Origin of the sequence: Brevundimonas sp. TWP3-1-2b1 (genome assembly GCF_049896165.1) — a bacterium.
GTDB lineage: Bacteria > Pseudomonadota > Alphaproteobacteria > Caulobacterales > Caulobacteraceae > Brevundimonas > Brevundimonas subvibrioides_B.
Genome location: NZ_JAFCTT010000007.1, coordinates 188869 through 201919 on the forward strand (window position 1 = coordinate 188869; position 13051 = coordinate 201919).

Annotated in this window: 12 protein-coding genes and 2 tRNA genes; 10 read left to right on the forward strand and 4 right to left on the reverse strand. The window is 67.5% G+C overall.

Translation table 11 applies throughout. The features are described 5' to 3' along the window. The first annotated feature begins 137 nt into the window (after positions 1-137). The 7 genes from ACP7AB_RS09015 (at position 138) to ACP7AB_RS09045 (ending at position 9599) form a co-directional block, all read left to right on the forward strand. Positions 138-1730, forward strand: a complete 1593-nt coding sequence (locus tag ACP7AB_RS09015; RefSeq protein ID WP_425990108.1) for a carboxyl transferase domain-containing protein — start codon at positions 138-140, stop codon at positions 1728-1730. Between the two features lie 14 nt (positions 1731-1744). Then, positions 1745-2644: an enoyl-CoA hydratase-related protein gene (locus ACP7AB_RS09020; RefSeq protein ID WP_425990109.1), complete on the forward strand. Its 900-nt coding sequence runs from the start codon at positions 1745-1747 to the stop codon at positions 2642-2644. Positions 2645-3027: 383 nt separating this feature from the next. Further along, complete coding sequence (locus tag ACP7AB_RS09025; protein ID WP_425990111.1) at positions 3028-5016, forward strand: acetyl/propionyl/methylcrotonyl-CoA carboxylase subunit alpha; 1989 nt, start codon at positions 3028-3030, stop codon at positions 5014-5016. A 192-nt stretch (positions 5017-5208) separates the two neighbouring features. Further along, entirely contained in the window at positions 5209-5607 is a 399-nt protein-coding gene (locus ACP7AB_RS09030) for a DUF1489 domain-containing protein (RefSeq protein WP_425990113.1), read from the forward strand. 95 nt (positions 5608-5702) lie between these two features. After that, entirely contained in the window at positions 5703-7061 is a 1359-nt protein-coding gene (locus tag ACP7AB_RS09035) for an MATE family efflux transporter (RefSeq protein WP_425990115.1), read from the forward strand. Between the two features lie 106 nt (positions 7062-7167). Continuing rightward, on the forward strand, positions 7168-8883 hold the full coding sequence (gene metG / locus ACP7AB_RS09040) for a methionine--tRNA ligase (RefSeq protein WP_425990117.1): 1716 nt from the start codon (positions 7168-7170) through the stop codon (positions 8881-8883). Beyond that, on the forward strand, positions 8880-9599 hold the full coding sequence (locus ACP7AB_RS09045) for a 2OG-Fe(II) oxygenase (protein ID WP_425990119.1): 720 nt from the start codon (positions 8880-8882) through the stop codon (positions 9597-9599). The genes metG and ACP7AB_RS09045 overlap by 4 nt, the downstream gene beginning before the upstream one ends. Here the strand turns inward: ACP7AB_RS09045 and ACP7AB_RS09050 are convergent. The 4 genes from ACP7AB_RS09050 to rlmB all read right to left on the reverse strand — a co-directional run bounded on the left by ACP7AB_RS09050 (position 9596) and on the right by rlmB (position 12488). Then, on the reverse strand, positions 9596-10081 hold the full coding sequence (locus tag ACP7AB_RS09050; RefSeq protein WP_425990121.1) for a hypothetical protein: 486 nt from the start codon (positions 10079-10081) through the stop codon (positions 9596-9598). The genes ACP7AB_RS09045 and ACP7AB_RS09050 overlap by 4 nt on opposite strands. Positions 10082-10133: 52 nt before the next feature. Beyond that, complete coding sequence (locus tag ACP7AB_RS09055; protein ID WP_425990123.1) at positions 10134-10580, reverse strand: hypothetical protein; 447 nt, start codon at positions 10578-10580, stop codon at positions 10134-10136. A gap of 32 nt (positions 10581-10612) precedes the next feature. Further along, positions 10613-11491: a TerC family protein gene (locus tag ACP7AB_RS09060; RefSeq protein WP_425990125.1), complete on the reverse strand. Its 879-nt coding sequence runs from the start codon at positions 11489-11491 to the stop codon at positions 10613-10615. A gap of 76 nt (positions 11492-11567) precedes the next feature. Beyond that, complete coding sequence (gene rlmB, locus ACP7AB_RS09065) at positions 11568-12488, reverse strand: 23S rRNA (guanosine(2251)-2'-O)-methyltransferase RlmB (RefSeq protein WP_425990127.1); 921 nt, start codon at positions 12486-12488, stop codon at positions 11568-11570. Between the two features lie 147 nt (positions 12489-12635). Here rlmB and ACP7AB_RS09070 point away from each other — a divergent pair. The 3 genes from ACP7AB_RS09070 to ACP7AB_RS09080 form a co-directional block, all read left to right on the forward strand. Next, positions 12636-12719, forward strand: a tRNA-Tyr gene (locus tag ACP7AB_RS09070). An 88-nt stretch (positions 12720-12807) separates the two neighbouring features. Continuing rightward, positions 12808-12881, forward strand: a tRNA-Gly gene (locus tag ACP7AB_RS09075). Between the two features lie 51 nt (positions 12882-12932). Continuing rightward, positions 12933-13051: GTP-binding protein (locus ACP7AB_RS09080; protein WP_426038994.1), on the forward strand; the 119-nt coding region annotated here is incomplete at its 3' end.

Below are 13051 nucleotides of genomic sequence, written 5' to 3' on the forward strand. Positions count from 1 at the left end.
GCGAAACACGGGCGATCGGCGTCCGGCTCGCCGGCCGCCCCCACCCGGCCGCTTCGCGGCCACCCTCCCCGGACGGGGAGGGAGAGACCGTTGCGCACCCTTTGCCTTCCTCTTCATCGCCCCCTAAACCTCGCGCCATGCCGAAGCTGACCTCCGCCATCGACCCGCAATCGCCGACCTTCAAGGCGCTCCACGCCCACAACACGGCCCTGAACGTCGAGCTGCGCGAGCGGGTGGCCAAGGCCGGTCGCGGCGGATCGGACGCCAGCCGCGACCGCCACGTCTCGCGCGGCAAGCTTCTGCCTCGGGACCGCGTCGAACGCCTGCTCGATCCCGGCTCACCCTTCCTCGAGGTCGGCCAGCTCGCCGCCAACGGCATGTACGGCGACGCCGCGCCGGGCGCCGGCATGATCTGCGGCGTCGGCCGCGTCTCGGGCCGCGAGGTCATGATCGTCGCCAACGACCCGACGGTGAAGGGCGGCGCCTATTTCCCGATGACGGTGAAGAAGCATCTCCGGGCCCAGGAGATCGCCGAACAGAACAACCTGCCCTGCGTCTATCTGGTCGATTCCGGCGGGGCCAACCTGCCGCACCAGGCCGAGGTCTTCCCCGACCGCGACCACTTCGGCCGCATCTTCTTCAACCAGGCGCAGATGTCGGCCAAGGGCATCCCCCAGATCGCCTGCGTCATGGGCTCCTGCACCGCCGGCGGCGCCTATGTCCCGGCCATGTCCGACGAGACGGTCATCGTCAGGAACCAGGGCACCATCTTCCTGGCCGGCCCGCCGCTGGTGAAGGCCGCCACCGGCGAGGTCATCTCGGCCGAGGACCTGGGCGGCGCCGAGACCCATTCGCGCAAGTCCGGCGTCGTCGACTATGTCGCCGACAACGACGAACACGCGCTGGAGATCGTCCGCGACATCGTCGGCCATCTGAACAGCGTCAAACGCGTCGACATGGACGTGCGCGAGCCGCGTGATCCCGTTCTCGACCCCGCCGAACTCTATGGCCTGATCCCCGACGACGTCCGCGCCCCCTATGACGTGCGCGAGGTCATCGGCCGCCTCGTCGACGGCTCGGAGTTCGAGGAGTTCAAGTCGCTCTACGGCACGACCCTGGTCTGCGGCTTCGCCCGCATCTGGGGCTATCCGGTCGCCATCCTGGCCAACAACGGCGTGCTCTTCTCCGAGAGCGCGCTGAAGGGCGCCCACTTCATCGAACTGGCCTGCAAGCGGAAGATCCCGCTGGTCTTCCTGCAGAACATCTCCGGCTTCATGGTCGGCGGAAAATACGAGGCCGGCGGCATCGCCAAGGACGGCGCCAAACTGGTCACCGCCGTCGCCTCGGCCAGCGTGCCCAAGTTCACCATCCTGATCGGCGGCTCGTTCGGCGCCGGCAACTACGGCATGTGCGGCCGCGCCTTCGGCCCGCGCTTCCTGTTCACCTGGCCCAACAGCCGGATCAGCGTCATGGGCGGGGAACAGGCGGCGTCAGTGCTCGCCACCGTCCACCGCGACGCCGACAGCTGGACCCCCGAACAGGCCGAAGCCTTCAAGGCGCCCGTTCGTCAGAAATACGAGGACGAGGGCAGTCCCTGGTACGCCACCGCCCGGCTGTGGGACGACGGAGTCATCGACCCGACCCAGACCCGCGACGTTCTCGGCCTGGCCATCTCGGCCAGTTTGAACGCACCGATAGCCGACACGACCTTTGGCGTGTTCAGGATGTGATTGAGGAGTTTCCCATGCCCGACAAACCCACCGAAGCCGACCTGAACGCGCTGGACATCACCGATGCCGAGGCCGCCGAGATCAATGCGATCTCCCACCCGCTGTTGAGCGACCCGGCGCCCGACGCCAACGACGACCTGATCCAGGTGGACGGCACCGCCGACGGCGTGGTCTTCATCACCATCAACCGGCCGCACAAGAAGAACGCCTTCGACGCCGCCACCGTCGCGGCCCTGTACGAGACGTTCGAGACGCTGCACGGGGCCGACAATGTGCGCGTGGTCTTCATCCGCGGCGCGGGCGGCACCTTCAGCGCCGGCGGCGATCTGAACTGGATGGCCGACGCCGCCGGCTGGTCCGAGAGCGACAACCGCGACGACGCCATGATGCTGGCGAAAATGCTCAAGGCCCTGCACGACATCCCGGCCCTGACCGTGGCTCTCGTCGAGGGCGCGGCCATGGGCGGCGGGGCGGGGATCGTCTGCGCCTGCGACATGGCCGTGGCGGTCGAAGGCAGTCGTTTCGCCTTCTCCGAGGTCAAGCTGGGTCTCATCCCCGCGACCATCGCCCCCTATGTGATCGAGGCCGTCGGCGCCCGCCGCGCGAAGCAGCTGTTCCTGACCGCCAACATCTTCGACGCCGACTATGCGGCCCACGCCGGGATCGTCGACATGGTCCTGCCCGAGGGCTCGATGGACGAGTTCATCTCCATGCTGACCGACAGCCTGACCCAGAACGCCCCCGGCGCCATGGGCGAGGCCAAGCGACTGGTTCGCGACGTCGCCGGACGCCATATCGACCATGGCCTGATGGAGGAGACCGCCAAACGCATTGCCCGCGCCCGCGTCTCCAACGAAGGCCAGGAAGGCGTCCGCGCCTTCCTCGACAAGCGCGCCCCGCGCTGGGCGGAGTAGGCTCATCTGGTTCCGTGCATCCCCGCGAAGGCGGGGACCCAGTGCTTTGGGCGATGACTGTCATCAAGTGTGCGCGGATCTCGATCTGTGTGCGGTGGTGTAGTTAAAACCTGGGTCCCCGCCTTCGCGGGGATGCGCGGACTTTGGGCCATACCCATCAACGCACGCCCGGAATTTCTATGTAATTCCAATGCCCGGCCGTGATTTATAGCTTTATTCCAAGCGCTTCTGAAAACCGTGAGACACTGTCTCCCGGTCTTTGACATCGCCGCCGCCACACGTCCGTCGATGTAGACTCTGTCGACTCTGTCGACTCTTTTTTGGAGTCGCGCTCCCCCGGCGAGGGAGGAGACAATCGCCCTCCGCCCCTCTAAACCGGGCCCATGTTCAAGTCCGTCCTGGTCGCCAATCGTGGCGAGATCGCCTGTCGCGTCTTCCGCACCGCAAAGCGGATGGGGATCCGCACGATCGCCGTCTATTCGGAGGCCGACGCCGGGGCCCTGCATGTCCGCGAGGCCGATGAGGCCGTCCTGATCGGCCCCGCGGCGGCGCGCGAATCCTACCTCGTCGCCGACAAGGTGCTGGCGGCGGCCAGGGCCACGGGCGCCGAGGCCATCCACCCCGGCTACGGCTTCCTGTCCGAGAACGCCGAGTTTGCGGAAGCCGTGATGGCGGCGGGCATCGTCTGGATCGGCGCCCCGCCGGCCGCGATCCGCGCCATGGGGCTCAAGGACGCCGCCAAAAAGCTGATGGTCGAGGCCGGGGTCCCGGTCACGCCCGGCTATATGGGCGAGGACCAGACCCCGGCGCACCTGAAGGCTGAGGCCGACGCCATCGGCTATCCGGTCCTAATCAAGGCCGTCGCGGGCGGCGGCGGCAAGGGCATGCGGCGCGTCGATGCCAGCGAAGCCTTCCTCGACGGCCTGGCCTCGTGCCGGCGCGAGGCGGCCTCCAGCTTCGGCGACGACCGGGTCCTGATCGAGAAATACATCCTGTCGCCGCGTCACATCGAGGTTCAGGTGTTCGGCGACAGCCACGGCGAGGTCGTCCACCTGTACGAGCGCGATTGCTCCCTGCAACGCCGCCACCAGAAGGTCATCGAGGAGGCTCCGGCGCCGGGCATGGACGCCGCAACCCGCGCCGCCGTCACCGACGCCGCCGTCAAGGCCGCCAGGGCCGTGAACTACGTCGGGGCGGGCACCATCGAGTTCATCGCCGACGCCTCCGACGGTCTGAAGGCCGACCGCATCTGGTTCATGGAGATGAACACCCGTCTCCAGGTCGAACACCCTGTGACCGAGGCCATTACCGGCGTCGACCTGGTCGAATGGCAGTTCCGCGCCGCGGCCGGCGAGCCCGTGCCGCTGAAACAGGCCGACATCCCGATGAAGGGCTGGGCCATGGAGGCCCGCCTCTATGCCGAGGATCCGGCCAACGGCTTCCTGCCCTCGATCGGGCGGCTGGATCATTTCGTCCTGCCTGACGACATCCGCATCGACACCGGCGTCGAACAGGGCGGCGAGGTCAGCCAGTTCTACGATCCCATGATCGCCAAGCTGATCGTGCACGAGGACACGCGGGAGGCGGCAGCCGAACGGCTGGCGCAGGCCTGCAGCGAGGTCGAGGTCTGGCCGGTCAGGACCAACGCCGGATTCCTGACCCGCCTGCTGCGCCATTCCCGTTTCGTGACGGCCGATGTCGATACGGGCCTGATCGCGGCGGAGGCGGACGCGCTGGCGGCCGCGCACGACCCGGACATCGAAGCCGCCGCCATCGCCCTGGCGGCCGAAGACGGGTGGCATGCCCGCACCGGGTTCAAGGGCGCGGACAGGGCGTCGCCGTTCGAGGGTCTGCCCGGCGCGACGTTCGGCTTCCGCCTGAATGGCCCGTCGAGCGCCAGCTATGCCGCCCGCATCGGCGGCAAGCCCGTCGTCCGGCCCGTCCTGACCGACACGACGGACGGGTTCAAATGGCTGATTGGCGCGGATCAGATTCCGGCCGAGGTCGTCAACCAGCAGGTTCTGGTCGGTGACCGGGTCTTCAACTGGGCCTATGGAGAGGATGACGGCGACATCCTGTTCGCCGACGGTGAGGCGATCAGCGTCGCCTGGCGCGGCGGCGTGGCGGAACGGGCCGGCGGCGGCTCAGCCTCGGACGGTTCCCTCCGCGCCCCCATGCCCGGCAAGATCGTCGCCACCCCCGCCAGGGCCGGCGACGCCGTGACCAGGGGCCAGCCGATCATCGTGCTGGAGGCCATGAAGATGGAGCACGCCCTCGTCGCGCCGTTCGACGGCGTGGTCGGCGAGATCGGCTTCGCGGTCGGCGATCAGGTGGCGGCGGATGCGGTGCTGGCGGTGGTGGCGGCGACGTAGCCTTCTCCCTCCCCCTCGGGGGTCGACGAAGGATCGCATGCGATCCAAGGAGGTGGTCGAAGCGAAGCGAAGACCGGGTGGGGGCGGCAAGGCAAAGCCCCACAGGTCTGTCGCCACGTCGCCTGGCCGTTCCCACCCCGTCGCTTCGCGACGACCCTCCCCGGTCGGGGAGGGAGATGCTAGTGACCGCCCATGCCTCTCCACATGATCAAGCTGTGCGTCGGCGTCGTCCACGTGGAAACACTGGAACGCCGCGCGGCCAAGGGCGAATGGCTGACCGTCAACACCCGGATGACCCCCAAGCGCGCGCCCGAGCTCGAGGACGGCGGCTCCCTCTACTGGGTCATGAAGGGATCGGTGACCTGCCGGATGCCCATTCTGGATATCTCGACCAGTGGGGAGGGCAAGGCCTCCATGTGCCTGATCAAGCTGTCGCCCGAGGTCATCCGCACCGCGCCCCAGGCCCGTCGCCCCTTCCAGGGTTGGCGCTACCTCGAGCCGAAAGACGCCCCGCCGGACCTGTCATCGCTCGACGCCGGCGACATGCCCGAGGATCTCGCGAAACAGCTGCGCGAGATGGGGGCCTGGTGAAGAAGTGGCGAGTGGCGAGTGATTAGTGGCGAGCAAGTCGCTATAGCCGCCGCCCGGCCTCACCTCGCCACTCGCCACGAAGCACTCGCCACTCGATGTTCCTCAGCCCCTCCACCCGCGCCGCGACACGCGAGCTTCTGACCCTGGCCTGGCCGGTTGTGCTGGCGCGGATCGGCATCATGACCATGGGGCTGACCGACGCGATCGTGGTCGGCAACTACGCCTCGCGCGAGCTGGCCTTCCATTCCCTGGCCTGGGCGCCGCATTCGATCATCGTCGTGACGGCGGTCGGCCTGCTGTTCGGGGTCCAGGTCATGACGGCCCGGATGCTGGGCGAGGGACGCCGCGCCGAGGTCGGCGCCGTCCTCCGACGCGGGCTCGTCTATGCGCTGCAGCTCGGCGTCGCCGCCTGTATCGCCCTCGTGTTCCTCGGCCCCTGGCTCCTGCGCCAGCTCAACCTCGAGGCCGGTCTGGCCGAGGGCGCGGGCCCGGCCCTGATCGTGCTCGCCCTGTCCATGCCGGCCTATCTCGTGTCGGTCGCGGCCCAGTTCTTCCTCGAGGCGCTCGGCAAACCCAAGCCCGGCATGGTCGCCATGTGGGTCGCCAACGGCGTCAACCTGGCCCTCAACCTGCTGCTGGTGCCCGACCTCCTCGGCCTCGGCATCAGTGGCGCCGAGGCCTCGTGCTGGGCGACCTTCGCCGCGCGGGCGGCTCTGGCGATCTTCCTGGTGATCTACATCGTCCGCCTGCCGGAGGCGCGGGCGCTGGGGATCTTCACCCGGCCGAGGCCCGATCCGGTCGCCGCCGCCGAACAGCGCCGCATCGGCTATGGCGGCGGCTCGTCCTATTTCATCGAGGTCGCGGCCTTCGCCGCCATGACCTTCATCGCCGGTCAGCTGGGCGCCAACGAGACCGCCGCCTGGGCCGTGGTGCTGAACGTGTCCGCGATCGTTTTCATGGTCCCCATGGGCCTGTCGTCGGCGACGGCCGTGCTGGTCGGTCGTGCCTATGGGGCAGGGGACAGCGAAGGCGCGTTGCGGGCAGGCCTGGTCGGGATCGGTGTGGTCACCGGCCTGACCCTGATCGTCGCCCTGCTGGTCTGGCCCAGCGCGCATCTGATGGTCGGGGCCTACAATCGTGATCCCCTGCTGCTGGCCATCGCCGCCCCCGCCTTGGTTCTGGCGACCCTGTTCTTCGTGGCGGACGGCATCCAGGTCGTCGCCGCCCAGGCCAACCGCGCAGCGGGCGATGTCTGGTGGCCGACGATCATCCACTTCGCCGCTTATGGCGGGATCATGATGCCGCTGGGCTGGGTCCTGGCGCACCAGATCGGGGTCAATGGCCTGGTCTGGGCCGTGATCATCGCCAGCCTGGTGTCTTCCGCCCTGTTGACGGGGCGGTTCATGCGGGTAGCCAAGAGGAGTGGCGCGTGGCGCGTGGCTAGTGGCGAGTAAGCCGGGCCGCCAGAACCGCGTTGCCCTTGCCGGACTGACAAAGCATCGCCACTAACCACACGCCACTCGTCACTCGTCACTCGTCACTCGCCACTTCAAGGCTCCTATGGCCCGCATCCTCATCACCTCGGCGCTGCCCTACATCAACGGCATCAAGCATCTGGGGAATCTGGCGGGCTCGATGCTGCCGGCCGACGTCTTCGCCCGCTTCAAGCGGGCTCAGGGCCATGAGGTCCTGTACATCTGCGCCACCGACGAACACGGCACGCCCGCCGAACTGGCCGCCGCCGCCGCCGGCCAGGACGTCCAGACCTATTGCGACGAACAGCACGAGATCCAGAAGGCCGCCGGCGCCGCCTTCGGCCTCAGCTACGACTGGTTCGGTCGCTCCTCGCGCGAGCCCAACCGCCGCCTGACCCAGCATTTCGCCAAGGTGCTGGAGGAGAACGGCCTGATCGAGGAGCGGGTCGACCGGATGATCTATTCGATCGACGACGCCCGCTTCCTGCCCGACCGTTATGTCGAGGGCACCTGCCCCCATTGCGGCCACGTCGGCGCGCGTGGGGATCAGTGCGACAACTGCGGCCGCCTGCTGGACCCGACCGACCTGATCGCCCCCTATTCGTCGGTCTCGGGCTCGACCAATCTGGAGGTTCGCGACACCCGCCACCTCTATCTGCTGCAGACGAAGATCGAGGGCCAGATCCGCGCCTGGATCGAGTCGAAGTCCGACTGGCAGACCCTGGCCCGTTCGATCGCGCTCAAACACCTCGACGAAGGCCTGATCGACCGGGGCATCACCCGCGACCTGAAGTGGGGCGTGCCGGTGGTCGGTCCCGACGGCGGTTCGCGTCCGGGCATGGAGGGCAAGGTCTTCTACGTCTGGTTCGACGCCCCGATCGAATACATCGGCGCGACCGAGGAATGGGCCGAGGCCAACGGCACGACCTGGCGCGACTGGTGGCGGCTGGACGAGGGCGCCGCCAATCCTGAAAACCCCGTCCGCTACGTCCAGTTCATGGGCAAGGACAACGTCGCCTTCCACACCGTCAGCTTCCCCGCGACCATCCTCGGCTCCGGCGAGCCGTGGAAGACCGTCGATACGCTGAAGGCCTTCAACTGGCTGAACTGGTACGGCGGCAAGTTCTCGACCTCGCAAAAGCGCGGCGTCTTCATGGATCAGGCGCTGGAGATCCTGCCCGCCGACTACTGGCGCTGGCATCTGACGGCCTATGGGCCGGAAGGGTCGGATGCGGCCTTCACCTGGGAACAGTTCCAGTCGACGACGAACAAGGACCTGGCCGACGTGCTGGGCAATTTCGTCAACCGCATCGTCAAGTTCGCCGAGTCGAAGTTCGACGGCGTCGTCCCCGACGGCGGCGAACCCGGCCCGCTGGAGGCGAAGCTCGATGCCGACATCCGCGCCGGCATCGCCGAGGCGACCGAGGCCTTTGAGGCCCTGGAGTTCCGCAAGGCCTGCCAGGCCCTGCGCGCCGTCTGGGTCCTCGGCAACGAATACCTTCAGGAAGCCGCGCCCTGGACCGCGTTCAAGACCGATGTCGATCGCGCCGCCGTGGGTGTTCGCACGGGCCTGAACCTGGTCGCCCTGTTCGCCCGCATTGCCGCGCCCGTCATGCCCTTCTCGGCCGGGAAGATCGCCGCCGCCGTGGGCGAGACCGATCTCGGCTGGCCCGCGCCGGACGCCGCGCTTCTGGACCAACTCCCGCGCGGCCAGACCGTCGCCGCGGCCGAAGTCCTGTTCAGGAAGATCGAGGACGTCCAGGTCGGTGAATGGAGCGAGCGGTTCGGAGGGGCTCAGTGAAGCCCACGCTGGCGGATCACTCCCCGGCGACCCTCTCGGCGGTGCGCGCGCGCCTCGCCGCCACCGGCCGCGCCCAGTTGCACAACCTGCTGGCGGCTTCCTGTGCCGAACACCTGCGGGCCGAAGCGGAGCAGCCCGACTTCAATGTCGTCACCCGCCGCTCGACCGGTCATGTCGATCTCCCCGGCGCCTGGCTGCATTCGCTGGAGCCGCACCAACGTCAGGCCCTGGGCCAGGCCGTGCAGACCGCCGCGACTGACGCGTTCCAGTACCTGTTCGACAACCACCCGATCTACGATCTCGCCGAAGCCGGAGCGGCCGCTCCCGTCTGGGTCGATCTGGTCGCCTTCCTCAACGGCGAGGCCTTCCTGGGCCTGATGCGGCAGGCGACGGGCGAGCCCCGCATCGCCTCGGCCGACGCCCAGCTGACCCGCTTCCGCAAGGGTCACTTCCTGACCGAGCATGACGACACGGCCGAGGGGAAGAACCGTCTCTATGCCTATGTCCTGGGCCTGACGCCCGGCTGGCGCATCGACTGGGGCGGCCTGCTGGCCTTCCACGATGCCGAGGGCAATGTCGGCGAGGCCTTCACCCCGCGCTTCAACACCCTGAACCTGCTCAAGGTCCCGGCGCCCCATTCGGTGACCCAGGTCGCCCTGTCGGCCGGGGCCGACCGCGTGTCGGTCACCGGCTGGCTGCGCGGGGCCAACTTCTAGCGGACATCGAGGTGGGCCAGTTCAGCCTTCAGTACGAGCCATTCGGTCCGAAGAATCTGCTGGCAGATGTCCACATACCGCGAGTTTGGCGACCACTTCTCGGTCAGCGTCTCTGCGGAGAGATACTGGTATAGGCAATCGACAAGGGGCTCGTACAAGTCATCCTTGGGATTCATAAACAGTTCGATTTTGGTGCCTAGTTCGTAGAGTTCTCGCTCTGATCGGTGGGCCATCTCGGGCGTAGATGCGTACGATTGGAACTTGGCCATCGCGTCGCGCAGATTGTTTATCCAAGCTTGGCGCATTTCTGCGCGCTTGGTTACCGCCTGCGCTCTCGCCGCCAACAGTGCGTTCTTTCGCGCTGTGACATGACCGAACCACGCAACACCGGCTGCGACTATCGCCGAGGCGAGAAGCGCGATCGAGCTTATGATTGCCGCGGTTGCCACCGGATTGGCGGCAACCCAATTTATTGCAGACATCTCTAGAGCTTTCGAACCGAGACAGTGACGCTTAGCACTACCTCAGCGAGAACTATTCGAACAGACTCATCGGCGCGCCGTATTCATCGGGCCAGCCGATATAGGCCACGTCGGTCGGTCCGATGACGAAGACAGTCACCGTCCAGCGTCCTTTCACGCGGTGCATCAGCCCATAGGTCGCCGGGCCGTCGAACACGCCCTCGGCGATCGCTTCGGCGAAGCCGGCCCGGGCGAAGTCGATGGGGCGGCCGTCCGGGCGCTGCACCGAGCCGGCGTAGAAGGCCCAGTCGCCCTGGATCTTCAGCTGATCGACCATGAACTGCACCGGCTGGTTCAGCTCGTCCTCGATCGACGGACGCAGCGTATTCAGCAGCGTCCGCCGCAGGGGGTCGCCGACCGGCACGGATCGCGGGCCCGCCTGGACGACGACCGCGAGCGGCGCGACCGGCGCGGCCGTCATCGGCCCCGCGAGCAGCGCGGAAATCAGAATGACGCTCACTTCAGCCTCCGTCTTGCGCCCGGGCCGGCGGACTATTCCGCCGTGGCCGGCTCCGGTGACGCTACTGCGGTCCCCGTCGGGGCGGAAGGCGCTTCGGTCGCCGCATCAGGCGAGGTCAGGGGCTCGCCCGCGCCGGGCAGAGCGCTGTCCTCGGTCCGCACGCCCTGCTGGAACTTCTCGACCTCATAGGGGGAGATATCGAGGAAGGCCGGGGCGGAGGCGTTAAATTGCTCCAGATTGCCGGTCCGCACCACGACGGAGCGCGCCCCGTCCCAGATCATGTGCAGGGCGACATACAGGACGATGACCAGGCCGACGTAGCCGATCCAGCGGTACTTGTTCAGCAGCTTGGCGATGAAGGTCGCGGCCAGGCCCATCAGGGCGATGGACAGGATCAGGCCGAACACCATGATCCACGGATGCTCGTGCGCCGCGCCGGCCACGGCCAGAACATTGTCGAGCGACATGGTCACGTCGGCGATCATGATCTGCAGCAGGGCGGCGCCGAAGGTCTTGCGCTTGAGGCCCAGGGCCTCGGGGGCCGGTCCGCCGCCGTGGTGGGCGGACAGGGCGGTTTCGAGCTCGGCCTCGGCCTCGGCCTGGTCGTGAGTCTTATGCTCCTGCAGTTCGCGCCACATCTTCCAGCAGACCCAAAGCAGCAGGATGCCGCCGGCCAGCAGCAGGCCGACGATGGCCAGTAGCTGGACGGTGATCAGGGCGAAGCCGATCCGCAGGACGACGGCGGCCGCCAGACCGATCAGGATCGCCTTCTTGCGCTGTTCGGGCGCCAGGGCGGCGGCGGCCAGGCCCACGGCCACGGCGTTGTCGCCGGCGAGCACCAGGTCGATGGCCATGACCTGACCCAGTGCGGTCAACTGGCTGGCGAGTTCGGGAGAGCTGAGGAATTCCATGGGCGGTCTCTAGCGGCGCGAACGTCGTGCGCCAAGTCTCCTCCCCGTCGCCGAACGACGACGGGGAGGGAGGCCGCTACCCGCGTTGCTTCTTGGTCGCCTCATACAGGGCGACGGCCGCCGCATTGGACACATTGAGGCTCTCGAAGCCGCCCGGCATGGGGATCCTCGCCAGGACGTCGCAGTGTTCGGCGACAAGACGGCGGATGCCGTCGCCTTCGGAGCCCATGACCAGAACGGTCGGCCGGTGATCCAGCGCATTCTCCAGCAGTTCCTCGGACGAGCCATCCAGCCCGACCGCCCGCCAGCCGAGATCGGCCAGCCGCTCCAGCGCCCGGGACAGATTCGTCACCCGCGCGCACGGCAGGCGCTCCGTCGCCCCGGCCGCCGCCTTGGCGAGCGCTCCGGCCAGCACCGGCGAATGCCGGTCCTGCACGATGATTCCCCGCGCGCCGAACGCCAGGGCCGAGCGGAAGATGGCGCCGACGTTCTGGGGGTCGGTCAGCTGATCCAGCATGACGATGATTCCCTCGGCCGGATCGGCGAAGTCCTCGAGCGCCACGCCTTCCAGCGGCTGGACCTTGAAGGCCAGGCCCTGGTGCACCGCGCCTGCGGGCAGCATCCGCTCCAGCGCCAGCGATTCGATCACCTCGACCTTGTGGCCGTTGGGGATGCCGTCGCGTTCCAGCTCGGCGGCGCGATCGGCGGTCGCCAGCAGACGCCCCATGCCCTTGCGCGCCGGGTTCGCCAGCGCCGCCAGCACGGGATGACGGCCCCACACGAAGCCGTCGGCGTCGACCTTGCCCCGCCCGGCGCGCGGCGCGGCGGTGGAGAAGGCCTTGGTTGGCGGATTGGGGTTCCACCCACCGCGGTCGGGGCCGCCCTTGGGCGGCCCTTTGGACTCTGGCGAAGCGTCGCCGGACCGGCCTTTGAAGGCCGGTTTGCCGGTCGGCTTTTGGCCCGATTTCCGGTCGTTGCGTTCTGGATTTCTCGACACTATAAGACGCCCTCCGATTTGGAGCCCTAGGGCTTTCGGGTCTGGCGCTCCCTCTATCTCAGGCGTGTCCCGACCCCGAAGCCTTTTGTTCCGACGCCGGTCGAAAGATTGGTCAGGGATGGTTCGGACGGATCGATAAGGCGCGCTGGGGGAATGTCCCGAGTGGCAAAGGGGGGGGACTGTAAATCCCCTGCGTAAGCTTCGCAGGTTCGAGTCCTGCTTCCCCCACCACGCGCTTTCGATACGGACGACAGGGTTTTCGATGACGATCAGCTGCGGAAGTTTCTTTGTGAAAACAAAAGACTGCCGTGGTTTCCGTGCGGGTATAGTATAATGGTAATACAGCAGCCTTCCAAGCTGAATATGTCGGTTCGATTCCGTCTACCCGCTCCATATTTTTGATAAGCACCAGCGCCCCCGAGCCGGGCCATCAGGAGTTTGGCCATGGCCAAGGAAAAGTTCGAACGTAACAAGCCGCATTGCAACATCGGCACGATCGGTCACGTGGACCACGGCAAGACGACGCTGACGGCTGCGATCACGATGGTTCTGGCCAAGGCCAG

Excerpts from the sequence above, each read along its gene's own strand:
- ACP7AB_RS09015 (WP_425990108.1), top strand. The coding sequence starts at position 138 with ATGCCGAAGCTGACCTCCGCCATCGACCCGCAATCGCCGACCTTCAAG.
- ACP7AB_RS09020 (WP_425990109.1), top strand. The coding sequence starts at position 1,745 with ATGCCCGACAAACCCACCGAAGCCGACCTGAACGCGCTGGACATCACC.
- ACP7AB_RS09025 (WP_425990111.1), top strand. The coding sequence starts at position 3,028 with ATGTTCAAGTCCGTCCTGGTCGCCAATCGTGGCGAGATCGCCTGTCGC.
- ACP7AB_RS09030 (WP_425990113.1), top strand. The coding sequence starts at position 5,209 with ATGCCTCTCCACATGATCAAGCTGTGCGTCGGCGTCGTCCACGTGGAA.
- ACP7AB_RS09035 (WP_425990115.1), top strand. The coding sequence starts at position 5,703 with ATGTTCCTCAGCCCCTCCACCCGCGCCGCGACACGCGAGCTTCTGACC.
- metG (WP_425990117.1), top strand. The coding sequence starts at position 7,168 with ATGGCCCGCATCCTCATCACCTCGGCGCTGCCCTACATCAACGGCATC.
- ACP7AB_RS09050 (WP_425990121.1), bottom strand. The coding sequence starts at position 10,081 with ATGTCTGCAATAAATTGGGTTGCCGCCAATCCGGTGGCAACCGCGGCA.
- ACP7AB_RS09060 (WP_425990125.1), bottom strand. The coding sequence starts at position 11,491 with ATGGAATTCCTCAGCTCTCCCGAACTCGCCAGCCAGTTGACCGCACTG.